The 25,196-nt window shown below is 31.9% G+C and carries 21 protein-coding genes; 7 read left to right on the top strand and 14 right to left on the bottom strand.

The genetic code is table 11. The features are described 5' to 3' along the window. Positions 1 to 95: 95 nt before the first annotated feature. Entirely contained in the window at positions 96 to 557 is a 462-nt protein-coding gene (locus PBN93_RS09485; RefSeq protein ID WP_077401962.1) for an Lrp/AsnC family transcriptional regulator, read from the top strand. A gap of 36 nt (positions 558 to 593) precedes the next feature. On the opposite strand, the gene PBN93_RS09480 is transcribed toward PBN93_RS09485, so the two are convergent. After that, on the bottom strand, positions 594 to 1,106 hold the full coding sequence (locus PBN93_RS09480; protein WP_077401958.1) for a hypothetical protein: 513 nt from the start codon (positions 1,104 to 1,106) through the stop codon (positions 594 to 596). Positions 1,107 to 1,231: 125 nt separating this feature from the next. Beyond that, positions 1,232 to 2,818 carry a S41 family peptidase gene (locus PBN93_RS09475; protein ID WP_271080519.1) on the bottom strand — a complete coding sequence of 529 codons (1,587 nt, stop codon included), beginning with the start codon at positions 2,816 to 2,818 and terminating at the stop codon, positions 1,232 to 1,234. Between the two features lie 158 nt (positions 2,819 to 2,976). Here PBN93_RS09475 and PBN93_RS09470 point away from each other — a divergent pair, with 158 nt between their 5' ends. Then, positions 2,977 to 3,612, top strand: coding sequence for a SanA/YdcF family protein (locus tag PBN93_RS09470; protein ID WP_271080518.1), 636 nt, complete (start codon positions 2,977 to 2,979; stop codon positions 3,610 to 3,612). Between the two features lie 11 nt (positions 3,613 to 3,623). Next, positions 3,624 to 4,898, top strand: a complete 1,275-nt coding sequence (locus tag PBN93_RS09465; protein WP_271080517.1) for an NRAMP family divalent metal transporter — start codon at positions 3,624 to 3,626, stop codon at positions 4,896 to 4,898. A 45-nt stretch (positions 4,899 to 4,943) separates the two neighbouring features. Here PBN93_RS09465 and acs read toward each other — a convergent pair whose 3' ends face one another. The 8 genes from acs to PBN93_RS09425 form a co-directional block, all read right to left on the bottom strand. Then, positions 4,944 to 6,851, bottom strand: coding sequence for an acetate--CoA ligase (acs, locus tag PBN93_RS09460; RefSeq protein WP_077401946.1), 1,908 nt, complete (start codon positions 6,849 to 6,851; stop codon positions 4,944 to 4,946). 323 nt (positions 6,852 to 7,174) lie between these two features. Next, the gene (locus PBN93_RS09455; RefSeq protein WP_271080516.1) at positions 7,175 to 9,106 is read right to left on the bottom strand and encodes an OmpA family protein; all 1,932 of its coding nucleotides are present in this window, start codon (positions 9,104 to 9,106) and stop codon (positions 7,175 to 7,177) included. 10 nt (positions 9,107 to 9,116) lie between these two features. Beyond that, entirely contained in the window at positions 9,117 to 10,091 is a 975-nt protein-coding gene (locus tag PBN93_RS09450) for a PorP/SprF family type IX secretion system membrane protein (protein ID WP_271080515.1), read from the bottom strand. A gap of 11 nt (positions 10,092 to 10,102) precedes the next feature. Further along, positions 10,103 to 12,352 (bottom strand): T9SS type B sorting domain-containing protein, encoded by a 2,250-nt coding sequence (locus tag PBN93_RS09445; RefSeq protein WP_271080514.1) that lies wholly within the window; start codon positions 12,350 to 12,352, stop codon positions 10,103 to 10,105. Between the two features lie 157 nt (positions 12,353 to 12,509). After that, entirely contained in the window at positions 12,510 to 13,394 is an 885-nt protein-coding gene (gene fabD / locus PBN93_RS09440) for an ACP S-malonyltransferase (RefSeq protein ID WP_077401937.1), read from the bottom strand. A 71-nt stretch (positions 13,395 to 13,465) separates the two neighbouring features. Then, positions 13,466 to 13,984: a gamma carbonic anhydrase family protein gene (locus tag PBN93_RS09435; RefSeq protein ID WP_077401934.1), complete on the bottom strand. Its 519-nt coding sequence runs from the start codon at positions 13,982 to 13,984 to the stop codon at positions 13,466 to 13,468. 21 nt (positions 13,985 to 14,005) lie between these two features. Then, complete coding sequence (locus PBN93_RS09430) at positions 14,006 to 14,737, bottom strand: LytR/AlgR family response regulator transcription factor (protein WP_077401931.1); 732 nt, start codon at positions 14,735 to 14,737, stop codon at positions 14,006 to 14,008. Positions 14,738 to 14,765: 28 nt separating this feature from the next. After that, positions 14,766 to 16,958: a histidine kinase gene (locus PBN93_RS09425; RefSeq protein WP_077401927.1), complete on the bottom strand. Its 2,193-nt coding sequence runs from the start codon at positions 16,956 to 16,958 to the stop codon at positions 14,766 to 14,768. Positions 16,959 to 17,167: 209 nt separating this feature from the next. Here PBN93_RS09425 and PBN93_RS09420 point away from each other — a divergent pair, with 209 nt between their 5' ends. Beyond that, a complete protein-coding gene (locus PBN93_RS09420; protein ID WP_271080513.1) occupies positions 17,168 to 18,343 on the top strand; it encodes a vWA domain-containing protein in 1,176 nt (391 codons plus the stop codon). A 68-nt stretch (positions 18,344 to 18,411) separates the two neighbouring features. On the opposite strand, the gene PBN93_RS09415 is transcribed toward PBN93_RS09420, so the two are convergent. Beyond that, a complete protein-coding gene (locus tag PBN93_RS09415; protein WP_077401922.1) occupies positions 18,412 to 19,437 on the bottom strand; it encodes a PorP/SprF family type IX secretion system membrane protein in 1,026 nt (341 codons plus the stop codon). 118 nt (positions 19,438 to 19,555) lie between these two features. Between PBN93_RS09415 and PBN93_RS09410 the strand changes: the two genes are divergently transcribed. The 3 genes from PBN93_RS09410 to PBN93_RS09400 all read left to right on the top strand — a co-directional run bounded on the left by PBN93_RS09410 (position 19,556) and on the right by PBN93_RS09400 (position 21,866). Beyond that, positions 19,556 to 20,458: a NifU family protein gene (locus PBN93_RS09410; RefSeq protein WP_077401920.1), complete on the top strand. Its 903-nt coding sequence runs from the start codon at positions 19,556 to 19,558 to the stop codon at positions 20,456 to 20,458. A gap of 60 nt (positions 20,459 to 20,518) precedes the next feature. Beyond that, positions 20,519 to 20,719, top strand: coding sequence for a dodecin family protein (locus PBN93_RS09405; protein ID WP_013621465.1), 201 nt, complete (start codon positions 20,519 to 20,521; stop codon positions 20,717 to 20,719). A gap of 325 nt (positions 20,720 to 21,044) precedes the next feature. Then, the gene (locus PBN93_RS09400; RefSeq protein WP_077401916.1) at positions 21,045 to 21,866 is read left to right on the top strand and encodes a mechanosensitive ion channel family protein; all 822 of its coding nucleotides are present in this window, start codon (positions 21,045 to 21,047) and stop codon (positions 21,864 to 21,866) included. Between the two features lie 49 nt (positions 21,867 to 21,915). On the opposite strand, the gene tsaB is transcribed toward PBN93_RS09400, so the two are convergent. The 3 genes from tsaB to PBN93_RS09385 form a co-directional block, all read right to left on the bottom strand. Continuing rightward, positions 21,916 to 22,599 (bottom strand): tRNA (adenosine(37)-N6)-threonylcarbamoyltransferase complex dimerization subunit type 1 TsaB, encoded by a 684-nt coding sequence (tsaB, locus tag PBN93_RS09395; RefSeq protein WP_077401913.1) that lies wholly within the window; start codon positions 22,597 to 22,599, stop codon positions 21,916 to 21,918. A gap of 83 nt (positions 22,600 to 22,682) precedes the next feature. Beyond that, positions 22,683 to 24,014, bottom strand: a complete 1,332-nt coding sequence (locus PBN93_RS09390; protein ID WP_077401909.1) for a TolC family protein — start codon at positions 24,012 to 24,014, stop codon at positions 22,683 to 22,685. A 35-nt stretch (positions 24,015 to 24,049) separates the two neighbouring features. Further along, entirely contained in the window at positions 24,050 to 25,186 is a 1,137-nt protein-coding gene (locus tag PBN93_RS09385; RefSeq protein WP_271080512.1) for an efflux RND transporter periplasmic adaptor subunit, read from the bottom strand. Positions 25,187 to 25,196 lie beyond the last annotated feature (10 nt).

Below are 25,196 nucleotides of genomic sequence, written 5' to 3'. Positions count from 1 at the left end.
TACAAAATTTAGAAATAAGAACTACAAATAATATAGTAAAAAGAATAATAATCTTTTATACATTTGTTTTTTATCAACTTTTAGACAAATTTTCTATGAGTAATTTAGATCAGATAGACGTACAACTTTTGCGATTACTACAATTAAATGCAAACCTAACCTCTAAGGAGCTTGCTAATAAGGTAAATTTATCTACAACTCCTGTTTTTGAACGCATAAAAAGATTAGAAAGAAACGGGTATATAAAAAAATATGTTGCCGTTTTAGATGCTGAAAAGTTAGAGAAGGGGTTAACTGTTTTTTGTAATATTAAACTAAAACAGCACACAAAAGATATAGGACACAACTTTGTAAAAGAAATTAAGTCTATAAAAGAAGTAACAGAGTGTTACAATATATCTGGAGATTTTGATTTTTTACTTAAAGTACAAGTAAAAGATATGAAGCATTACCAAGATTTTGTGTTAAATGGTTTAGGCTCTGTAAAAAGTGTAGGTAGTACACACAGTACATTTGTAATGGGAGAAATAAAAAACACTTACGCTGTACCTATTTAAAGCAAACGCAAGTGTTTGTATTGTGGGGTGTTTTTATTAAAATCTCTTTATGGTTTTTATAGTATGCAATATTCCTATAGTTACTGTAGACCACTCTGTATTATTACCTAATTGTATGCCAGTGTAAGACAAATTTAGCTCGGTACTTTCTCCCATTAAATAACCTATTTGAGGCCTGTAATAAAAGCCACCATCAATGTCATCATTTAGTCCAAAACCTTGACCTAAATCTGCTCCAAAAGAAAAAGAATTGGACGTCCATACACGTACTGAAGCAGCCGCCTTTAAAAACTGAATATCAGGTAAATCTTCTGTTAAATCTGTATGGTATTTTTCTGCAAAGCCGTGTATGTAACCAGCTGTTACACCTAAATCTACCACTTCTCCTAAAGCCCACATATGGCCAACATCTGCTGCAACCATTAAACTTACTTTATCTGTAAAATCATCTAAAGGAATACCTCCTTGTATACCTATTTTTAATCCTTCTTGGGCAGATAAGTTTACAGTAATTACTGCAAACGCAATTAGTAATGCTATCTTTTTCATTTTTTTGATTGGGGTTTAGTTATTTATTATCAAAACTAAACGCTTATAAAAAAAATGCATAATTAATGTTGCAAAACACTTGTTTACCGTTGTAGAACATCTGTTTTGTATTCCTTTAATTAAAATTATTGTTTGTTTATTGTATTTAAAATCCACTCTAACTCTGGGTCAAAATTATTTTCACGGTCTTTTAAGGTTGGTGTAATAGCAACGTCTGGTTTAACACCATACCCTTTAACCGTGGTTTTATAAGGCGTTTCTAAAACCATTAACCCAAAGTACAGCATTAACTTAGAGTTTGGTAGTCTTACATATTTTGTTTGACCTGCTACAGTACTATTGTAAGCTCCGCCTGTTTCCTCACCAACAATAACTCCTCTTTTACGTGCTTTTACAACATTAGAAAACACAGAAGATGCAGAAAAAGAACGGCCATTTATTAATACGTACACGTTACCTTTATAATTATTTTCTTTAGGCTCTGCTACTTTAGTTTCCTTAAACTTATATACCAACTTGCCATTTTTTTTGCGTGCTTTAAAAACTTCTTTAAAAAATACAAATGGCACAAATAAAGACTTGTATGCTGCTCCATAAATTGTTTTATTACGAGACATATAAGACTTTATAATTGGGTATCTTGTGTTTACCTCTCCTTCTTCAATAAATTTAAATTCTTCTTTTGCTAAATAAGAATATAAATCGTGAATTTCTACCAATCTACCACCTCCATTATCACGTAAATCTATAATTAAATTTTCAGTTTTTGCAGAGTCTATTTTTTTAAAAGCCTCTTCATAAAAAGCTTCGTAATCACCTCTTGTAAAGCTTCTAATTTTCATATAGGCAACGCTACTATCTGCACCTATAAAATCTAAATTTCTGTTGTAATATTTTTCAGAATAACTATACCCGTATTTATGATAATTCTTTAGCTTTTTCTTTAACTTTTTTGAAGCAAGTTTACGCTCTTCTTTTGTTTTTTTGATTGGTTTTTGTCCCTTTAAACTATCTTTTTTTGCTTTAGGGAACCTTGTAGAGTCTCTTGGTATTCTCCTAAAAACTTTAGTGTATAAACTATCATTTTTAGAAAATGTAACCATTAAACTATCTAATCTTCCTTTGTCTTGATAGTAATATCTGGCTAGTTTCTGCGCAGCATATTTATCATGAAAAGTTGTGTTATACCCGTCTGAAGAAAAATAAGTTTTGTACTTATTTAGTAAGTCATCAATAGAGTCATCTCCTAACTTTACCACTCTGCTTCCTACCATTGTACTGTCTTCTCCAAGAGTATTTTTAACCAAAACAGCATCTTCTACGTTTTCAAACCTTAAATAAGACCATTCATTTTTTAGCTTATTTTGAGCTTTTCTTTCTTTACGTGTGTACTTTTTTGTTGGCACCGAAATACCTGCATGTCCTTGTTTAACCTCTGCTACAACAGGAACCAATTTTTCATAAAAGGCATAAGTAGTCATTGGTTCTGTAATACTACTTTTTAAAGCCAAAAACTTTGCATCTAACTCGTTTTTTGGCGTATAAAGGTATAATTGAGGGTGCAATTTTTGTAGTTTTCTATAGGCTACATCAACATCTTTATGAAGTACATTTACACTATGTAACTTGGTTATTTGCTCGTTGTGTTTTTTTACACTAGCACAAGAAGTAATTAGTAGTATGACAAATAAAGAACTTATTATTTTTTTCAAAAGCTTATGGTTTAATGAATTAAAGTTATATCATTTTTAACAAATAACACAACACATAGTATGCCAATAAAGTTAAAATATTGAATTTACTAAAAAGTATGTTTAACAAAATTTTATTTTCATCAATTCTAAGTCACTATTTTGTACCTTTAACTTGTATGAGGAAAAAAATTTACATATCCATTTGTATTTTAATTGCATTGCCATTATTGGCAATTTTTTGTTCTAATAGCGTTATTAAAAATGCTGCTAAGGGCAAAACATATTTTACAGTAAATAACATACCACACAATAAGGTTGGTTTGGTTTTAGGCACAACCAACAAACTAACAAACGGAAGCCCTAACCCTTACTACGTAAACCGTATTAATGCTACTGTTGCTTTGTACCAGGCTAAAAAAATAGATTATGTTTTAGTAAGCGGAGATAATGGAACTAAATACTATAACGAGCCAGATACGTTTAAAAAAGAGCTTATAAAGCAAGGTATACCTGAAGAAAAAATATTTTTAGATTTTGCGGGCTTTAGAACTTTAGATTCTATGGTACGTGCACACGTTATTTTTGGACTTAACAATGTTACCGTAATATCTCAAAAATTTCATAATGAAAGAGCTATTTATATTGCAGATAAAAAAGGACTTACTGCAGTAGGTTTTAATGCCAAAGACTTAGACGGCAAGGCCGGATTAAAAGTACAAACAAGAGAATATTTGGCCCGTGTTAAAGTATTTTTAGATATTATATTTAATACAGAACCCAAGTTTTACGGCGAAAAAATAGTGATAGAATAGTACATACTACAATGCAAAAAATTACAACTTTACTTAAAAATTTAGGACCAGGGTTACTTTTTGCAAGTATGGCAATTGGGACATCGCATTTGGTATTATCTACAAAGGCTGGCGCACAATACGGTTGGATTATGTTAATACCCATTGTACTGGCTAACATTTTAAAATATCCTTTTTTTGAGTTTGGAATTAGGTATACCAATGCTACCAATAAAACATTAATTGAAGGCTATTTAAACAGGGGAAAAGGCTACTTATGGTTTTATGCCTTAATTACGCTAGTATCTACCTTTACCATTTTGGCTGCTTTGTACTTGGTTACATCCGGACTATTAATAAACCTTTTTAAGCTCACAAATGTATCAATAAATTTAGTTGCTTTTGTGTTGTTTGGTTTTATATCTGCACTATTAATTATTGGTAAATATGTTTTTTTAGAGAAGTCTTTAAAAATTATAGTATCTATTTTAGGAATTGCACTTTTAGTTACTACTGTAATTGTAGTTTTTAAGGGTAAGGTTGATGAAGTAGCCAACTTTAAGCCTCCAACACTTTTTAGCAATACCAGCATTTTATTTATTATTGGCTTAGTGGGTTGGATGCCTACTGCCGTAGAAACTTCTAGCTGGTTAAGTATGTGGACTATTGAAAAGCAAAAACTAACTAGCAAAAAATTAAACCTTAAAGAAGCATTGTCTGAATTTAACTTTGGCTACATTATTACTGCAATACTTGCTATATTTTTTATGACAATTGGGTGCTTATCTCTTTATGGCACAAATACCGAAATGAGCAGTAGTGCTGTTGGTTTTGCAGACCAGCTTATAAATTTATTTACTGTGCATATTGGTGAGTGGACAACCATTTTTGTTGCTACAGCTGCTTTTGCTACTATGTTTAGTTCTTGTATGACGGCTCATGATGCTATAGCAAGAGTTAGTATTGATGTACTACAAAAACTAAAAAACAAAACAAATAATAACACTATAGGAACAAATAAACGCAGTAAATCTTACTTTACGCTAGCCGTACTTGTACTTGCGGTTATAAATTTAGGGGTAATTGTATTTTTTAATTCTAATATGGGCAAAGTTGTAGCCTTAGCTACGTTTGTATCATTTATTGTAGCTCCAATAGTTGGTTATATGAATTTAAAAAATGTTATGAGTGATGATGTTGCGTCCGAAGACAAACCGAAAAAATGGCTAAAGTTGCTTACCTATGCAGGTATTTTATTTTTAAGTCTTTTTGCGGTGTACTATTGTTATATAGAAATTATTGTATAAAAAACCGACTCTATAAAAAAGTCGGTCTAAATTACATACTGTGTTTTATAGTGAGTTATCCATAATTTCCTTAACAATTTCTGGGTTTAGCAACGTACTAATATCACCTAAATTCCCCGTATCATTAGAAGCTATTTTACGTAAAATACGGCGCATAATTTTACCACTTCTAGTCTTAGGCAAACCAGTGACAAATTGTATTTTATCGAGCTTTGCTATAGGCCCAATATGTTCTGTTATTTGCTGATTAATTTCATTGCGTAAATTATCTCTATCTCTAGTTTCTCCAAATTCTTTTAAAATAACATAGCCATACAATGCATTACCTTTAACATCATGCGGAAATCCTACAATTGCAGATTCTGCTACAGCCGGATGCTCATTTATGGTATCTTCAATTGGTGCGGTTCCTAAATTATGGCCAGATACAATAATAACATCGTCTACACGACCGGTAATTCTGTAATAACCAACACCATCTCTTAAGGCACCATCACCTGTAAAATATTTGTCTTTATAGGCCGAAAAATAGGTATCTCTATACCTCTCATGATTGCCCCATATGGTTCTGGCAATAGAAGGCCAAGGGTATTTAATACACAAACGCCCTTCTACCTGGTTTCCTTTTATTTCTTGTCCTTTTTCATCCATTAATGCAGGTTGTATACCAATAAAAGGCAACGTTGCATATGTAGGTGTTGTTGGTGTAACATAAGGTATAGGAGAAATCATAATTCCACCAGTTTCTGTTTGCCACCACGTATCTACAATAGGACTATTATTTTTACCAACATTGTTGTTGTACCAATGCCAAGCTTCTTCATTTATAGGTTCTCCTACAGAGCCCAAAACTTTTAAAGAAGATAAATCATGGTTTTCTACAAAATCCATATTTTCTTTTGCTAAAGCTCTAATAGCCGTTGGTGCGGTATAAAACTGAGTCACTTTATGTTTCTCTACAACTTCCCAAAAGCGTCCAAAATCTGGATAAGATGGCACACCCTCAAACATTACTGTAGTAGCGCCATTTGCTAAAGGACCATAAACAATGTAAGAGTGGCCAGTAATCCACCCAATATCTGCTGTACACCAATAAATATCATTTTCTTTATACTGAAAAATATTTTTAAATGTATACGCTGTGTATACCATATAACCACCAGTTGTGTGCACCATACCTTTTGGCGTACCAGTAGAACCAGATGTATACAAAATAAATAATGGATCTTCTGCATCCATAATTTCTGCCACACAATCTCCGTAAGCTTCATCTAACAGTGGTTGCAACCACTTATCTCTACCTTCTACCATTGTAACCTCTGCATTGGTACGTTTTGCTACCAAAACAGTTTTAACCCCAGGGCAATCATTTAAAGCAACATCTACAATACCTTTTAAATCAATGGATTTTTTACCTCTAAAAGATCCGTCAGAAGTAATTACAAGTTTACAGTCAGAGTCATTAATTCTTGTTGCCAATGCATTAGAAGAAAAGCCAGCAAAAACAACCGAATGTATAGCTCCTATTCTTGCACAAGCTAATAAAGAAACAGCCAATTCGGGAATCATAGGTAAGTAAATACAAACCCTATCTCCTTTTTTAACACCGTTTTCTTTAAGCACATTTGCCATTTTACAAACACGCTTATGCAACTCATAATAACTAATATGCTGTGCCTCTTCATTAGGATTGTTAGGCTCAAAAAGAATTGCTGTTTTTTCTCCTCTAGTTGTTAAATGTCTATCTATACAATTCTCCGTAATATTGAGTTTAGCATTTTCAAACCATTTAACCTCTGGTTTAGAAAAATCCCAACTTAGAACATTATCCCACTTTTTCCTCCATAAAAAATGTTCTTCAGCTATTTCTTCCCAAAATGCTTCTGGGTTACGTACAGATTTTCGGTATACCTGAAAATACTCCTCTAAATGCTTAATGTGATAATTACTCATACGTTATTTGTTTGTGCTTATGGTTACCAATAACTAGTATTACATCATTAAAACAATAGTTATTTTGTTTGATGATAATACACATCAACCTAAAAGAACTAAAAACATAAACACAATAAATTTACTAAATATGTGATTTTTTGCTCTTAAAACTATGTTTTAAAGAATGATTCCCTATAAAAATTAATTGAATTATTAAATATAGGAAAATATAGAAAAGTATCCGTTTAATTAGCATAAAAAAGTTATAGTAATATTCAATAAACTTAACTAGCTATAAGAAACACATTTAAGCATACTATAATTACAAAAAAAGAGCTGTATTAATACAGCTCTTTATAATTTAAAACAACAATGTTGCACCTACGGTTTTCTGCGTGAAAGTAGTCTATACAATACACACCATTTACACATTTGTTTAGTACGTGATCTTCTCCGTAACCAATGGTGTATAAAATATTTTTAGAAGGTACACCATTACTTAACAAGTAGTTTTTTATATTGTCTGCGCGAGCTTGTGAGACTCTAAAATTAGAAGAAGAACCTCCCTTACTATCTGTATGCGATTCTATTTGAAGGTTAAACTCTGGGAACTTTTTAATTATTGTTATTGCCTTATCTAACTCTTTTATAATGTCTGGTGTAAGTTTACTGCTTTTGGTTTTAAACACAAACTTATTTAACTTAAGCATTGTTTTTCCTTCTTTTTCTACAACAAAATCATCGGCAAAATCTAAATAAATAGGGGTCTGTTTTTTATCTTTTAAATCTTCTGCTGTATAAAACTGTCTAAATAAAGAGTATTTCTTTTTTGAGGCTATTACTGTAATTTTTTCTTGCCAAGGCACTTCTATTTCGTAAGAACCGTCATCCGCAGACTCTAGTTCCTTTATAACTTTGTTGTTTTGGTCTAACACCTTTATAATTACATTGGCAACCCTAATATTAGTTAACGGATTTAAAGTCTTTCCTTGTAATACAATGGTGTTTAGTTTAGGCTTTTCTGCAACTGTAAAACCATAAATATCATCTTTACCTTTACCTCCATCTCTATTAGACGAAAAATAACCTTCTAAACCACCAGTAGTATTGTTTTTTACAATAAAACCAAAGTCGTCTTTAACTGAGTTAATACCTTTTCCTAAATTTATTGGCACACCTGCACTGCCATCTGCCTTTAAATTAGACTTGTAAATATCCATACCGCCATAGCCATAAAAAACATCAGAAGAAAAATACAATCCATTTTCAAAAACAAAAGGAGAAATTTCATTTCCAGGAGTATTAACCCTTGGTCCCAAGTTTATTGGCGCAGACATAATTTGTCCGTTACTGGTATTTACATAATAAATATCTGTACCACCATAGCTACTATCTTCAAAATTAGCAGCAAAATATAAACGCTGAGAATTTGCATCGTAAAAAGGATAATAAAAACTAGTACTTAAGTGCTTAAGTATAAAATTAAACCTATTGTTACGGTCTACTTCTGCTATAGACAGTGCATTTTTACCTTTTTCATCGTATAACATTGCGCCATCTTTTTCATTAGAAAGTACATAAAATAACTTATCTAAGCTAGCTGAATAGTATGGTGTTGCTTCATGAAAGTTAGCTTTAGGAATATTATCAAATGGTTTTACATTGGTAATATCTCCATCGTTCTCTATTTCACTTTCATAAATATCTAAATATATTCTCTCTTCCTTTTTCTTTTTTTTCTTAGTTATAGTAAGCACCCTATCACTAGTAAAAAGTAATTTATCTTTGTAAAATGATGGGGAGAAGTCTGCCGCAATACTATTACCTTTAACATTAAAAATAGTATAGTTAGGTAGTACTACGTCTTTTTTATTTTCAATATCAAAATTAAACTTTGCATTTTCTGCCCAAGATGCTTCTTTTAAAATAGTATCGTTTTCTAAATACTTATTCATTTCATCTTTGCCAGAAATTGCATATAAGCTACGTAGCATTTTGTTGTAATGAAATGGAGACACAATGGCATCACTTTCCAATATCAATTTATAAGTATCCCAAGCTTTTTGGAACTGTTTTGTATTAAAATATGCCTCAGCATAATTTAAAAACTGTTGCGTAGTGAGTACAGTTTCTTTACTTTCTTTTTCATATTCTTTAACTGCTAGCTCATATTTATACTGAAAAAAATAACGATCTCCTGCCGATTTTAAATTTTGAGCACAAACAGATAGTACAACTAAATTTAAAAGTAAAAAGCTAAGTTTAAATTTCATATTGTTTGTATTAAAAGAATCTTGGTGTATCTATTTGTTTAGGCTTTTTATTGTCTTTTGGACCTTTGTTTCTTTTTACTCCTCCAGATCTACCTAAATAAAACTTTAAAATAACCTCGTGAGAACCATCATTATAGTTCTTAAATGCATTTGTAGAATAATCATAAGAATAGCCTACATAAATAGAGTTAGACACTTGAAAACCTGCTAAACCACTTACCGCATTATTAAACCTATATGATGCACCTACGGTTACCAAATCACTAATTAAAAAATTAGTAGATAAGTTTACGTTTAAAGGAGAATCGGTAATATAATTTACCAAAAATGCTGGTTTAAACTTTAGTTCATCACTTAAATCAAAAACAACACCACCAATAAAGTTAACCTGAGTTTTATCTTCTTCAATAACAGCAACCTCATCATTATACAGCGTACTTGTTAGCAAGTTAGGCACAGAAAGCCCTAAATACCAATTGTCTGCATAGACAAATGTACCTGCGCCAATAATTGGGTAAAACTCATTGTACTGTGTATCTTGTATTGCTGGTTCATTCTCATATTCAAAATCTCCTTTTGTAAAATCGATATCCAAAATTGAGGCTCCTGCATTTATACCAAAAGACCATTTTACATTGTCTGATAATTTTACTTGATAGGAATATGATATATTTATTAAAGACTGACTCATTGGCCCTAACTTGTCTGAATATGCATTAAAACCAAGTCCTGTTTTTTCATTAGAAAAAGGAATATTTGCTCCTAAGCGTATTGTGGTAGGTGCACCAGGAACACCAACCCATTGGGTTCTATACAAACTTATAATTTCTGGATCCTCTACACTACCAACATAAGCAGGGTTAAAGCTGCCTATATTATACATATACTGTGTATACTGAGGCTCTTTTTGAGCGTGTAAATTAGCGTTAACAAAAAACACTATTAGTAAGCCTATGTATTTATATATCTGAAGGGATTTTTTCATTTGTTTTTGTATCATCTTATGATTTGAATCCATCCTTTTTTAACTTCTGAACCATCTGCCAAATCTAAAACATAAAAGTAAGTTCCGTTTGGTAAGTCCCCTTTTTTCCAAGTACCGTCCCAATTGTTTTGGTAATTGGTTGCGCTGTAAACCTCGCTACCCAATCTATTAAAAATAGTTAAAGTATTATTTGGATAAGTCTCTATACAATTAATGCTAAGAAAATCGTTTATACCGTCGGAATTAGGAGAAAACTGATTAAATAAAAATCCGCACTCGTCATTACTTCTTGGCTCTATACTTATGGCAACAGATGCTATATTATTATCTACATTAGCCTCATCAACAGGGAAAGAATCTGTAATTTCTACAGTATTTACGTGTGAACCTTCTTCTAAAACCATAGCTGTAATTTCTAGAACCTGAGTTTCATTCCCTAAAACCTCATCTAAAAACCATATACCAGTTGTAGCATTATAATTACCTGCTGTAGCTGTATTAGATACGTATGTAAAGCCATTGGTATTATTTAAAAAATCTGTAATGCTAATGTCTGTAACTAAACCATCTGTCTCATTTGTGAGTGTAATTGTAAACACAACTACATCTCCTACAGTGGCGGTAGTTTTGTTTACAGTTTTAGAAACAGACATATCTATTTGTTTGATACCTACTGTAACAGAACTCTGGTTATTTGTTGTTTCTGTATCTATAGGGTTACTACTTGTTATTTCTGCGGTATTTATGTGTGTACCCCCATCTATAACAGTAGCTGTAATTTCTAATGAGGTACTTTCACCAGCTGCTAATTCTGCAATTGACCAAATACCTGTTGCACTATTAAAACTGCCTATTTCAGCAACATTAGAAACATACTCAAAACCAGTTGTAGCATCTAAAACATCTGTAACTTCTATATCAGTTACCGGATCACCAGTTAAGTTCTCTACTGTAATTGTAAAAACCACATCTTCGCCAGTAAAAACCTCATCTCTGTTTACTGTTTTTGTTACAGACAAATCTGTATCTGTAGGAGCACAATCTAACACCGTAATAGTTATATTAGTTGTTTCTGCTTCACAAGGAGTAACAAAACCAGTAGTTGTATATGTAAACTGATATTCTCCTAGTGGCTGATTTGCAAAATCTACACTATTTGCATCTATAGTAATAGAACTAGATGCAGGTTGCGAAGTTAATGTCCACTCACCAGTATCTGCGCCTGTTAATTGATCATCTAAATTTACTACTGTAACTCTACCATTACCTGGCAAAGAACAAGCCGTAGCGTCTGTACCAGTACCTGAAGATGGTTGTTGATTTATAGTAGCAATAACTTCTACCCTTGCAGAGGTACAACCATTTGCTGTTGCCTCTACGTAATAAGATGTAGTTGTTGTTAAAGACGGAGTGTCAAAATTTAATCCTGTGTGTACTAATGTACCACCTGTTTCAGCATTATACCAACGTAATGTACCGTCTGTAGTGGTTCCTGATAATGTTACAGAACCTTCTCCACACCTAGATGCAGAAGTTCCAGTAACAGTTGGACTATTATTTTGAACAATTGTAATTTTTAAAGGTGGACTAACACAACCATTTGCTTCATCTAAATAAAAACCATAAAACTCACCAGAAAATCCTATTATAGAACTATCATAATATGAAGAATCATCTAACAAATCATCACTACTACTCCACGTAAGTACAGTACCAGAGGGTGTAGCACTAGATACATAATCATTTAAGTCTTTAGTAAAGCTATCACAAAAAGTAGTTTCTTCTCCTGTTCTAAACTCCGGCGCATTAGGAGTTGTGGCACAAACTGGCTCATTATCTATAATTGCTATTCTAGCGGAACCCGCTAAAGGATTTATGGTATAGTTTGAGTTTTCTGAAATTGTTATAATTATAGTTTCATCTCCTTCAATCAAAGTATCATCTACAATACCATCTATATCTAAATCTGCACTGCTACTAAAAATAGGAATTAAAATAGCACCTCCTACTGAGCTATAATCTGTTCCGTTTGTAGCTGTACCTGTAACGGTAAAATTTACACGCAAACCCGTAAATGTATTTCCTGTTCTGGTGATCCTAAACCTACCAGGTACTTGCCCTGCTTCTTCTGCGTTAGTAATACTCTGCACAGAAACTTGTTGTCCTATAGCTAAAAAACTAAAACAAAAGAAGAACACTAAAAGACATAATCTCCTGTGTTTAGTAATACATATAAAATTGCCTAGTAGTTTAATTTTCATTTTTTTTATAGATAGTGTTACTCAACTATAATTTATAACATATAGACTACAATATTAACCAAAATGCCATTCGTCGATAAACATAATCGACAAAGGACATATTTTACCCCTCAGTAACAGTTATTGCCAGTAACTTTACTTATTTATTTTGAGGTATTTAAGCTAATTCTGCCGAAGTAGTTTCTGATGCTCTATTAATTTTTTTCACCAATCCCTGTAAAACTTTACCAGGACCAACCTCAGTAAATAAAGTTGCGCCATCTGCAACCATATTTTGTACACTTTGTGTCCATTTTACAGGAGCTGTTAATTGTGATATTAAGTTCTTTTTTATTTCTTCTGCACTTTTTACCGCTGTAGTAGGTACATTTTGGTAAATTGGACAACTTGGCTCACTAAAAATAGTGTTTTCTATTGCCGCAGCTAATTCTTCTCTGGCAGGTTCCATTAATGGAGAATGAAATGCGCCACCAACTGGCAATAACAATGCTCTCCTAGCTCCTGCTTCTTTTAACTTTTCGCAAGCTGTGTTTATTGCTTCTACTTCTCCTGAAATAACCAATTGACCAGGGCAATTATAATTTGCAGCAACAACAACACCATCAATCTCTTCACAAACTTTTTCTACAACAGCATCTTCTAAGCCTAATACCGCTGCCATTGTACTAGATTGCATTTCACAAGCTTTTTGCATTGCCATTGCTCTTTTAGACACTAATTTTAAACCGTCTTCAAAAGTTAATGTGCCATTTGCAACTAAGGCAGAAAATTCTCCTAAAGAGTGACCAGCAACCATATCTGGTTTAAAAGCATCTCCCATAACCTTACTCATAATTACAGAGTGTAAGTATATAGCTGGTTGTGTAACTTTTGTTTGTTTTAAGTCTTCTGGCGTACCTTCAAACATAATGTCTGTGATACGAAATCCTAAAATATCGTTAGCTTTTTCAAATAATTCTTGTGCCAAAGGGTACTTTTCATAAAGGTCTAACCCCATTCCTACAAACTGTGCTCCTTGACCAGGAAATATATATGCATTCATTTTTTTTATTTTTAAGTTGATTGACAAAAATAAGTAAACTTATGTAGAACGCATATTGCTTTTACCAAAGTTTATTCCTTGTCCTTAAACCAACTAGAATAAGTTACGTAATTATTAGCGATACGGTTTACTTCACCCTCGCTTAATTCTATGCTTATGTCTTTTATCTTCTTTGCTGGCATACCTGCAAATACCGTTCCAGAAGGGATATGTGTTCCTTTTGTAACCACAGCACCTGCGGCTATAATACTATTACTTTCTACCACACAATCATCCATTACAATACTTCCCATACCTACTAAAACATTATCTTTAATAGTACAACCGTGCACAATTGCATTGTGACCAATAGAGACGTTATTACCAATTGTAGTAGGACTCTTTTTGTAAGTACAATGTACAACTGCACCGTCTTGTACGTTTACTTTATCTCCCATTTTTATAAAATGTACATCACCACGTAATACAGCATTATACCAAACACTACATTGTTTACCCATTACCACATCACCAACAATAGTTGCATTTTCTGCAATAAAACAATCTTCCCCAATTTTAGGTGCTTTCCCGTTTACTTCTTTAACTATCATATATCAGTTTGTTTTTTTATTTTATTCAAAATAAGATAAAAGTATTTTCTTTTTTGATGCAGAAACCAGCAACTCTTTGCCATTATGCAAAACTACACTACCGCCTTTACCTTTCTTATATTTAGTTATTGCATTTACGTTAACAAGGTAAGATTTATGGATGCGTGCAAACGGAAAATCTTCCATTGCTTCTTCAAAATACTTTAGTGTTTTGCTCACTAATATCTTTTTATTCTCTAGGTAAATTTCAGTATAATTATCATCTGCCTTACAAAAAAGAATATCAGCAACATTTAAAACCTGAAAACCATCTTGTTGTGGCAGTGTTATTTTACCGTCTATTTTATTTGTTTTTGGTTGTAAAATTTGGTCTTCTAAAGCATTTTCCTTGCTTCTAATTTCACCTACATAATCTACGGCCTTAATTAGTTCATCTATATTAATGGGTTTCATTAAATAATATGCGGCGTGGCTGTTTAAAGCCTCCATAGCATATTGATTATAGGCAGTAACAAAAACGGTTTCAAAAGTTCTGTTTGGCACCTGGTCTAGCAAATCAAAAGCATTACCAAAAGGCATTTCTACATCTAAAAAAATTAAATCGGGTTGGTGTTTCTTAATTAACTCTAAACCTTGTTTTATAGATGAAGCTTCTCCTAACAAGTTTACAGATGGACAATATTTAGTTAAGTAGTTAGTTAAAATTTCTCTACTATTAGCTTCGTCTTCAACAATTATTGCATTTAATTTCATATTCCTTATTTTTAATACAAGACTACTATTAGTCCTTTTTTAAGGTTAATGTAACTTTTGTTCCTATGCCATTACTAGTTAAATCTGTAATTACAACAGCTACTTTATCTTTATACATACTATTTAAAATAGCAACTCTTTTTTTAATATTACCCATTCCTTTGGAGCGTTGCTTTTTTTGATTTTGTGTTTTTAACTCGGCAGATTTTTTTCTACCAATACCATTATCCTCTATAGTAATTTCTATGGCCTCTTTATTTTTTTGTTTTAGGTTGATGTTTAAATATCCTAATTCGTTTTTGTAACGCAAGCCGTGCCAAATGGCGTTTTCTATATAAGGTTGTAGCAACATAGGCGGAATTTTAAATGCAGCAACATCTATATTTGGATCTGTTGTTATGGAGTAATTAAATTTATCTGGAAACCGAGAATGCTCTAATTTCACATACAACTCTAGCAACTCTAATTCTTTTGTTAAGGGTATAAAATCTTCTTCAGAGTTTTCTAAAACGGCACGCATTAAGGTTGAGAATTCACTTAAAAAACGATTAGCACTACGCTCATCATTTTTAGAAATGTAGTTGTTTACAGAGTTTAAAGCATTAAAAATAAAATGGGGATTCATTTGTGACCGCAATGACTTTAAGGCCAAAAGGTTGTTAGCTAACTTTTGCTGCTTGTTACTTCTGTAAAAGAAGAAAGCTGCAACACCCAATAAAAACATTCCTAAAACTAAAGCATAAATTAATATTTTTTGTTTAGTAGATGTTGTTGTATCTAAATCTTGTTTCGTTTGCGCTAAGCTAGATTTACTCTCGTACAATTCTTTATCTTTTTCTAAACCAGTAATACGATTTTGTTTTTCTGCTATTTGTTTGCTTAAGCGTTCTGCTCTAGATATTTCTTGCTCTTTACGGGCATATAAAGTATCTGCAACAGCTGCATATTTTTTATAGGTTTCTAAAGCTCTAGCATAATCTCCCTTATCATCATACACCTCCGATAACTTACGTGTTGCGTCCTTTTGCACTACAAAATCATCTTCAATGGCTGCCTCATATATACTTTCTTCTAAATATGGGATTGCCTCGTCTAACTTATCTTGTACAATTAAATTATTGGCAATTTTATAGTTAATACGCTGCCTAGTTATAGGCACTTCAACTTTATCTAATGTAGCACTTCTTGCAACTGTTTTTTTCTTAGCAGAGTTTTCTAGGAGTTGTATATCTTCCAAACTTTGTTGGCGCAATTTCATTTCCTCATTATACAAACTATTTTTATTATAAAAATCTGCTGCCTTTTCACTAATTTCTAGTGCGCGCTCTGGTGCTTCTGACTCGGCAGATTTTAAAGAATTTTTAAAATAACCTACAGCCTCTTCGGTCTGGTTTGCATCACCATAAGCCTCTGCTATTTTAGTATTTAAATCTGTAATTTTAGGTTTTACCAGTTCTTTTTGGGCTATTTTTAATCCTTTTGTATAGTTTTCTACTGCTTGCTTGGTATTTTTTAAACTTTTGTAAGCATCACCCAAACCCTCATATATTACTATTTTTTGATAAACGGACAGCTTATTGTTCTCTAATAATTTAGCATACAGCACTTGAGCCTTATTATAATTTTTATTTAATAAGTAAGCATTTGCTAATTTTAATTGAGAATCACTAATTGTATTATAAGTTAAAGATTCTGAGTAATTCTCCACGGCCAAATCATACTGCTTATGGTATTCATAAATTTCACCTAATAATAAAAAAGACATTGCACGGTCTTTGTTATTACCTCTTTTTCCTAATTGCTCTAAAGAAAGCCTAATATAGTCTATACTTTTACCTATATCTGTTTTTTTAAATTGCTTGGCAGAGTCTATGTATATTTTATGCAAAGCACTTTTGCTTAGTTGCACATCTTCATCTAAACCTTCTACTAAAACGTCTACATCCTCGTCATCTTTTATACGATATTCTACGGTCTCAAAATCAAGACTTTTAAACAGTAAATAATCTCCAACTTCTGCTTTTATGCGGTAGGCTCCAAAAGCATCTGTATATACAACACTGCCACTGGTTGCAGACACCTCTACACCAGAAATAGGGTTTCTTTTTTCTTTAGTTTTTACCGTGCCTTTTATAGTTAGTTTTTTGCCAGTATTTACCTGAGAAAAAGCAATTGCTGTTACAAACAACAATAAAAATAGTATGTGCTTTTTTAACTTCATTTTTAAAATTAGATATGGTAAACTTAGTTGTTTTATTTGACTATAAAAAATGTGAAAATGCTGCTTTAACCATAAAAACTAGTGCTTTAAACAGGCTTACAAAGTTTACAGGTTTGTTTACTCACTCAAAATACTAGTTCCCTCATTACCTGTTTTTAATTGCAAACATTAAAAATACTTTTACCCTGTAACAAATAAAAATAAGCAAGATGAAAAATGTAAAACAAATAGCAGGCATAGCATTACTAACCTTTTTTGTAGGGAGCACTTTAAGTTGCGAGGCAAAAAATAAAAAGGAAATAACTTTAGCCACACAAGCTTTTGTAGAAACTAAAAAGCCTGATAAAAATGTAGTTAAAGTAGCCTTGTTACTAGACACTAGTAATAGTATGGATGGATTAATTAACCAAGCAAAGGCACAGCTTTGGGATATAGTAAATAAATTTAGTTATGTAAAATGTGGTAATGAAGACAGACCCCAATTACAAATTGCATTATATGAATATGGAAACAGCAGTATAGAAAAGCAAGACGGGTACATTAAACAAGTAATTGGTTTTAGTACAGATTTGGATGAAATATCTGAAAAGCTATTTTCTTTAACTACCAACGGTGGAGATGAGTATTGTGGCGAAGCAATAAGCACCTCTATTAAAGATTTAGATTGGGGCAAAAACCCTGATAACTTAAAAATGATATTTATTGCTGGCAACGAACCCTTTAACCAAGGTAAAATAAACTATAAAGATGCCACATTAGACGCAAAAGAAAAAGGGATAATAGTGAATACCATTTTTTGTGGAGACTATAACCAAGGTGCAAATAGCCATTGGAAAAGTGGTGCACAATTAACAGGAGGAGAATACATTGTTATTAACCACAATAAAAAAGTAATACACATAGATACTCCTTATGACGATGTAATTATTACGCTTAATAAAAAATTAAACAAAACATATGTGTCTTACGGTAGTTTAGGTAGTTCTAAAATAGCATTACAATCTGTACAAGATGATAAAGCTGCAGAAATGGAAGAAGCTGTTATGGTAAAAAGAGCAGTAAGCAAAAGCTCTAGATTGTATAACAATGCTTCTTGGGATTTAGTGGATGCTTCTAAAAACAAAAACTTTAATGTATCTAAGATAGAGAAAAAGCAACTACCAAAAGAACTACAAAATAAAACTAACAAAGAAATTGAGGCTTTTATTGAAACTAAAAAACAAGAACGAGAAAACATTCAGCAACAAATTAAAGAAGCAAACCAAAAACGTGAAGCTTACATTGCTAAAAACCAAAAAGAAGGTGCCAAAGGCGAATTAGAAAATGCAATGATTTCTGCCATTGTAAAACAAGGAAAAAGTAAAAACTACACTTGGGATAAATAACCTTTAGTAAAAAAAGAAAAAGCCTGTGACTTTAAAGTTACAGGCTTTTATATATTTGTTTATTCGTTTTAATAATTTACAGCAGGACACTTACAGTCAAACCTTTTTTCTGATACTTGACCAAAATTATACCCTAAAGTTAGTTGATGAAAACCTCCATTATCAAACCTAATGTCTCCCATTTGGTAAGAGTAATTGTAAGACACCAAAAAGTTTTTATAGTTTACACCAACAATAGGTGTAATTAATTGTAATCTTTGTTCCTTAGTGCTACCACTTGTATTTTGGTACAAAGCACCATCAAAACTACGCCTGTAAGATATTCCTCCCCAAAGCGTACCAAAGTCCATACTACGGTAAACTTTAGCATTCATATCTATAGTTTTTTCCTTTGTAAAATCTGTCATTTGCAACATAACAGAAGGCTCTAACTGCCAATCTCCTTTGCCAAAAACATAGCCTGCAGATAATACATATCTTCTTAAATTGTCTACAACAGTTGCATTAGGGTCATCTGCTCTATCTTTATAATACACATTACGTTTACTATTTAGCACGTTTAAAATAGTAGCGTGTGCATAAAACTCCATATAGTTGTATGATGCTCCCAAATCCATATTGTAATATGATGAGCTAATATTACCGCCAGTAATAATTGGGTCTGGAGTAACAGAATTAAATTCACTCTCATCTAAATTACTTTGCATTATACCTGCACTAATACCAAAAGAAAGCTGATTTAAGTTTCGTAAATCTCTAGAAAAACGTAAATGGTGTGCATACGTTAATTTTACACCTGTTTGTGAATGGTAACCGTTAGCGTCATTAAAAATAATTGCACCAACACCACTCTTCTCATTTAGTCTAAAATGTGCGTTTATTGTTTGTAAGTTTGGCGCCTCTTCAACATCAAACCATTGTTTTCTAATAGTTGCTCTAATTTTTCCTCCTTCACCTATACCTGCCATAGACGGGTGTACTAGGTAGTAATTATCTGATAAATAATCAAAATAGACCGGTATTCCTTCTTGTGCTGTTACACTAGAAACACCAAGTAACAAGAAAGAAAACAAGGCTAAGTATATGTTTTTCATAAATAAGGGCTAAAAGTCCAAAAGTATTAAATTTATATTAAAACGTTTACAACCACAATATTATTATGTATGCTATGAGTGATTTTGTTTGTACTTTTGTAAAAATTATTTTTTTAAGATGAAAGAGCACAATATAACTATATATACAACCACAAATCCTGCTATTTTAAAGTTTGAAACAAATCACTTTATAACAAAAAATAATAGCTACGAGTATAAAAATATTGATGAAGCTAAAAACTCTCCTCTAGCACAACAGTTATTTTATTTACCTTTTATAAAAACAGTTTATATCTCTGGTAACTTTATAGCGCTAGAACGTTTTGATATAGTTGCTTGGGATGATGTTAGAGATGAAGTTGCACAACAATTAGTAGATTATTTAAATAGTGGCGAAGTTGTAGTACATGAACAAGAAGATCCGCAAAGTGTGCCTGCAACAGTGTATGCAGAAAACACACCTAACCCAGCAGCAATGCGTTTTGTTGCTAATAAATTAATTGTTCCTACAATTTTTGAGTTTAAAAATAAGGAAGAGGCTAAAGACTCTGACTTAGCTACAACACTATTTCAATTCCCATATGTTAAAGAAGTTTTTTTAGACGAAAACTATGTTTCTGTTACTAAAACTGAAGCTGCAGATTGGAATGAAATAACGCTAGAATTAAGAGAAAGTATACAAGCATTTTTAACAGAAGGTAAAGAAGTTGTATCTGCAAACAGTATTAGCAAACAAAAACAAGAAGCCCCTGCTACGCAATTACAAGATGAAAATTTAGATGACACCTCTAAACAAATTATAGATATTTTAGAAGAATATGTAAAACCGGCTGTAGCGAGTGATGGCGGTAACATTATGTTTAAGTCTTATGACGAAAGTACTAAAAAAGTAAATGTTATTTTACAGGGTGCTTGTAGTGGATGCCCTTCTTCAACTTTTACCCTTAAAAACGGTATAGAAAATATGCTAAAAAATATGATGGGAGACAAAATTGGAGAGGTAGTTGCCTTAAATGGTTAACAATCAGTTTTAAATGTGAATTAATTTTGCTATTTTTAGAGAAATCTAAACACATTAATTATGGCAATTTTAAAAGTTATTGAAGTATTATCTAACTCTGATAAGAGTTGGGAAGACGCAACAAAAAAAGCAGTTGTGCAAGCATCTAAATCTGTAAAAAACATTAAATCTGTTTATGTGCAGGACCAAAGTGCAATTGTAAATGATGGTGAAGTAACAGAATTTAGAGTAAACCTTAAAATTACTTTTGAAGTAAAATAACGTTTACTACACAGAATAACACAAACAAATAGCGCCTAACGGGCGCTATTTGTATTTTAAAGCACTATTAATTTTACTTTAAATTAACTTTTTAAACTATTAGTAAATATTGGCGAAATAAGCCATTACAAGGTCTTTGCAGTCTTAAATTAAAATTTACATACAATTACCAATACAACAAATAAACAATTGATAAAGACAGCCTAATAAAGTTACACGACATTATTTTTAAACCATTAAAAGGAATATGAATATAATGTTAAAGCCCATTTATAAAACTATATTTTTTCTTTGCTTTGCATAAAAACATTAAATAAATATGAAGATGGATTTCTTATCAGACTACGAAGAATATGCAGAAAAATTTATAGGAAAGTTTTGGGAGTTTTTACCAGACCTAATAGCGGCAGCTTTAATATTAATTGTTGGACTATGGGTAACTAAATTTATTAACCGTATGGTTGCTAAATTCTTTTCGGTTAAGGATTATGATCCAACTCTAGAATCTTTTTTACAGAGCTTTATAAAAATTGCTCTTAAAGTAGTTTTATTTGTATTAGTTATTACGCAATTAGGCGTACAATCTTCTTCTCTAGTTGCAGTTATTGGTGCTGCAGGTTTAGCAATTGGTTTAGCTTTACAAGGTTCTTTAGCTAATTTTGCTGGTGGTGTTTTAATTTTATTGTTTAAGCCTTTTAAGGTTGGAGATTTTATAACAGCACAAGGTATAGATGGTACAGTTAAAGAAATATCTATTTTTACAACTAAGCTAAATACTTTTGGCAACCAAGTAGCAATTATACCAAACGGCGAATTGTCTAACAACAACATTGTAAATTACAATATAGAAAGTACACGTAGAGATAAAATTACTGTGGGTATTGGTTACAGCTCTAACTTAAAATTAGCTAAGGAAATATTATTACAAATTTGCAACGAAAAAGACACCATATTAAAAGATCCTATGCCTGAGGTGTATGTAGGAGAACTTGCAGACAGTTCTGTAAACTTATCTTTACGTTTTTGGGCTAAAAATGAGGATTTTTGGGCTGCTCATTTTTACGTTTTAGAAGAATTAAAACTTAGGTTTGATGATAATGATATTGAAATTCCATTTCCGCAACGTGTTATGTACCAAGGAAAATAAATTTTAATTTTATAAAACCATAGCCTTATTTAGCAAAAGTTAAATGAGGCTATTTTTTTGGTTTAGGTTTTTGAAGCACAAAGTCCTTAAGGTAATAAGGTTCAAAATAAGCTACATCTTCTAACTCTAAATTTTTAAATTTCACAAAAGACAATGCACACATTTCCTTTGCTGATGGCACTGCATCTAAAATATACACTGTATTTGTAGCCTGTATAGTGTTTTTAATTTTTTCTGCTCCAGAACCTACAAAGTGCACTTTACTATACGCACCTAACACATCACTATATGAAGTTTCATCAATAATTATTGCTTCTGTTTCTTTAATTTGATTAAAATCATTAGTGAAAACAGCAGAATATACCTCCATACGTCTAGCATCTAGCACAGCTACAATCGCTTCATTCTCTTTTGGTTTTGTTTGATGTGCCAAACTAGATAATGTAGCAACAGAAATTAGCGGTATATCTAAAGAAAAACATAAACCTTTAGCCGCAGAAACTCCAATTCTTAAACCAGTATATGATCCTGGACCTTTACTTACCGCAATAGCATTTATGTCTGCAACCAATAACGATGCCTCTTTTAGAACGTCTTCTATAAAAATATGCAACTGTTCTGCATGCGAAAAACTAGCGCTATTAAATTCTTTTAGCGCTAACATTTTACCGTCTTTAGCCACACTTACAGAGCAGTTTGTAGTAGCTGTTTCTATATTTAAGATAATTGCCATAGCTTACAAATATACAAGTTAATACATAAAAAAAGTCCATTAAACAACTAGCTCAATGGACTTTTTTAGTATTGTATTCTATTTTATTCTAACGTAACAGGTATACCGTAGTAAATTTCTAATATTTTAATTCTAAAAATATAATTATACTTTGCATTTACCACATCTATAGCCGCATTATCTAATCTAGACTGTGACTGACTAAAGTCAAAAGCATTCATTAACCCAACATCAAAACGATCTTTAGCAAAATCATACGCTTGTTTTCTGGCATCATATGTTTTTTGTGCTGCCTCATACCTTTTTCCAAAAGATCTAACATCTAAATAAGCTTGGTTTATGTTAGCTTCTAATGTTAACTTTTCTTGCTTAGCTTGTAGTTTAGTTTGTTCTAAATTTAGTTTAGATCGTTTTATATTATTACGTACACTAAACCCGTTAAAAATAGGAATATTTAAGCTCATACCATAACCAATACCATCATTCTCTGACAACTGGTCTGTGAAACTAGCATTTGTAATTCTTTTTACGAAACTAGAGTAACTTGTGTTATAACCTATAGATGCACTTAGTGTTGGATATAATAATCCTTTAGCTATTTTAACATCTTTCTCTGCAATATCTATATTAGTTTCAGCTAATTTTATATTACCTCTAATTGTAAGTGCTTTATCATAAACCTCTTTAGCCGTATAGTTATAAATTTCAGATGGAGGAACATCGTAAGTAGACTCTGCAATATCAAAATTTTGATAATCTGTAATTTGTAATAATTGAGCCAAAAATAATCTTCTTAACACCACATTGTTTTCTCCGTTTACCTTCTGTTGCTCATAATCTGCAATGGTAGCCTCTAACTCTAGTAAATCTCCCTTTGGTACTGTACCTGCTTCCACTAAAGCCTTTGTACGCTCATAATCTTGATTAGAAAGTTTTGCTTGTAGCTCTACAACTTTTAAAGACTCTTTAGCTGCTAAAACATCTAAATAAGCATTTGCAACATTAAGCACTATATTATCTTTAATACCATCTAATCTGTACTGGCTTGCAATAGTATTAAGTTTAGCTTTATTGTAATTATGTATGTTACGCAGGCCATCAAAAAGTGTTACTCCAGATGAAATACCTGCGTTTAATGAGAAAAAAGTACCAGAAACCCTTTGGTTAGTAGTTTGGTCAAAACCAGAACCTTTACTCCATGAACCATTACTAGATGCGTTTAAACTTGGTAAAAAGTCTCCTAAAGCATCAGATTCTCCTAACTTTGTACTTTGCAATTGCAACTCTAGCTGCTCTACGTCTATATTATTTTCTAGTGCATAATTTATACACTCTTCAATACTCCATTTTTTTTGTTGTGAGTAAGATAACCCAACAACAAACAAAAGGAATACTACAGTTAATTTAATTTTCATATAATTTATATTGATGATTTTAGTGTATTTAGCTACTATTCTTCGTCAGTAGTTTTTTCTTCATCATCACCCTTTTTAATAGGCTCAGTTTTGTTCCAAATTTTAACAGCATCGTCCTCTGTAAGTCCAGATAATATTTCTACGTTTACACCATCAGAAATACCAATTTCTATGTCTTTTCGTTTAAATTGTTGGTCTCCTGTTGCAACCTCTACATAAGGCTTATCTGTGTTTTTATCAAACTGTAATAATGCTTCTGGCAAAACCAATACATCGCTTTTCTTTTCTAAAGTAAAAGAAGCATTTGCACTATAACCAGCACGTATCATTACTCCTTCATCTATAGCAACATCTCCTTCTATTTTAAATTGTACAGCTCCGGTTTCTTCAACTCCTTTAGGTGCTATAAATCTTAATTTAGCGTCAAATTCCTTATCATCAACAGCTCCCAAACTAACTTTTAATGGCATACCAACCTTAAGTTTACCTACTTCACCTTCATCAACTTTACCTTCAAAAATCATTTTTTTAAGATCTGCTATAGATGCTATAGTAGTACCATCATTAAAGTTATTACTTTCAATTACTTGGTCTCCTTCTTCTACAGGAATTTCTAAAATTGTACCACTTACAGTTGCTCTAATATTTGTATTTGCACTAGAAGAACCACCGGCAGAACCTTTTCTAATTATTTGATAATCTGCTTGTGCATTAGATACATCTTGCAATGCCTGATCATACCTTAGCTTAATATTATCATACTCTTGTTTAGAAATAACGTCCTTTTCAAACAACAACTTATTTCTTTCAAACTCTAACTTTACATTATTTAAAGCTAATTGAGCCGTTTTTACTCTACCACTTGCTTGATTTAAAGATTGTTCATTAGGTACAACCTTTATAACAGCTATTAAATCTCCAGACTTAACTTCTACGCCTTCTTCTAAATATATTTTTTCAATAATTCCAGAAATTTGAGGCTTAATTTCTACCTCTTCCTCTGGAACAACTTTACCTGTAGCAACAGATTTTTTTTCGATATTAGAAATAAATGGTTTTTTAGTTTCATAAGTTATTGAAGACTTACTATTTGTCTTAATAAAGAAGGCTGCTGCCCACAATACAGCCAATACAGCTACCACAATTAGTGTATATTTTAGCACTTTATTCATTTTGATTGAT

This window comes from Cellulophaga omnivescoria (assembly GCF_027915275.1).
Classification (GTDB): Bacteria; Bacteroidota; Bacteroidia; order Flavobacteriales; family Flavobacteriaceae; genus Cellulophaga; species Cellulophaga omnivescoria.
Note: the sequence above shows the minus strand (reverse complement) of the source record. Positions and strands in the feature narration are given on the sequence as shown.

Excerpts from the sequence above, each read along its gene's own strand:
- PBN93_RS09455 (WP_271080516.1), bottom strand. The coding sequence starts at position 9,106 with ATGAAATTTAAACTTAGCTTTTTACTTTTAAATTTAGTTGTACTATCT.
- PBN93_RS09445 (WP_271080514.1), bottom strand. The coding sequence starts at position 12,352 with ATGAAAATTAAACTACTAGGCAATTTTATATGTATTACTAAACACAGG.
- PBN93_RS09435 (WP_077401934.1), bottom strand. The coding sequence starts at position 13,984 with ATGATAGTTAAAGAAGTAAACGGGAAAGCACCTAAAATTGGGGAAGAT.
- PBN93_RS09390 (WP_077401909.1), bottom strand. The coding sequence starts at position 24,014 with ATGAAAATTAAATTAACTGTAGTATTCCTTTTGTTTGTTGTTGGGTTA.
- tsaB (WP_077401913.1), bottom strand. The coding sequence starts at position 22,599 with ATGGCAATTATCTTAAATATAGAAACAGCTACTACAAACTGCTCTGTA.
- PBN93_RS09420 (WP_271080513.1), top strand. The coding sequence starts at position 17,168 with ATGAAAAATGTAAAACAAATAGCAGGCATAGCATTACTAACCTTTTTT.
- PBN93_RS09480 (WP_077401958.1), bottom strand. The coding sequence starts at position 1,106 with ATGAAAAAGATAGCATTACTAATTGCGTTTGCAGTAATTACTGTAAAC.
- fabD (WP_077401937.1), bottom strand. The coding sequence starts at position 13,394 with ATGAATGCATATATATTTCCTGGTCAAGGAGCACAGTTTGTAGGAATG.
- PBN93_RS09485 (WP_077401962.1), top strand. The coding sequence starts at position 96 with ATGAGTAATTTAGATCAGATAGACGTACAACTTTTGCGATTACTACAA.
- PBN93_RS09400 (WP_077401916.1), top strand. The coding sequence starts at position 21,045 with ATGGATTTCTTATCAGACTACGAAGAATATGCAGAAAAATTTATAGGA.
- acs (WP_077401946.1), bottom strand. The coding sequence starts at position 6,851 with ATGAGTAATTATCACATTAAGCATTTAGAGGAGTATTTTCAGGTATAC.
- PBN93_RS09470 (WP_271080518.1), top strand. The coding sequence starts at position 2,977 with ATGAGGAAAAAAATTTACATATCCATTTGTATTTTAATTGCATTGCCA.
- PBN93_RS09385 (WP_271080512.1), bottom strand. The coding sequence starts at position 25,186 with ATGAATAAAGTGCTAAAATATACACTAATTGTGGTAGCTGTATTGGCT.
- PBN93_RS09410 (WP_077401920.1), top strand. The coding sequence starts at position 19,556 with ATGAAAGAGCACAATATAACTATATATACAACCACAAATCCTGCTATT.
- PBN93_RS09450 (WP_271080515.1), bottom strand. The coding sequence starts at position 10,091 with ATGAAAAAATCCCTTCAGATATATAAATACATAGGCTTACTAATAGTG.
- PBN93_RS09430 (WP_077401931.1), bottom strand. The coding sequence starts at position 14,737 with ATGAAATTAAATGCAATAATTGTTGAAGACGAAGCTAATAGTAGAGAA.
- PBN93_RS09425 (WP_077401927.1), bottom strand. The coding sequence starts at position 16,958 with ATGAAGTTAAAAAAGCACATACTATTTTTATTGTTGTTTGTAACAGCA.
- PBN93_RS09405 (WP_013621465.1), top strand. The coding sequence starts at position 20,519 with ATGGCAATTTTAAAAGTTATTGAAGTATTATCTAACTCTGATAAGAGT.
- PBN93_RS09415 (WP_077401922.1), bottom strand. The coding sequence starts at position 19,437 with ATGAAAAACATATACTTAGCCTTGTTTTCTTTCTTGTTACTTGGTGTT.
- PBN93_RS09465 (WP_271080517.1), top strand. The coding sequence starts at position 3,624 with ATGCAAAAAATTACAACTTTACTTAAAAATTTAGGACCAGGGTTACTT.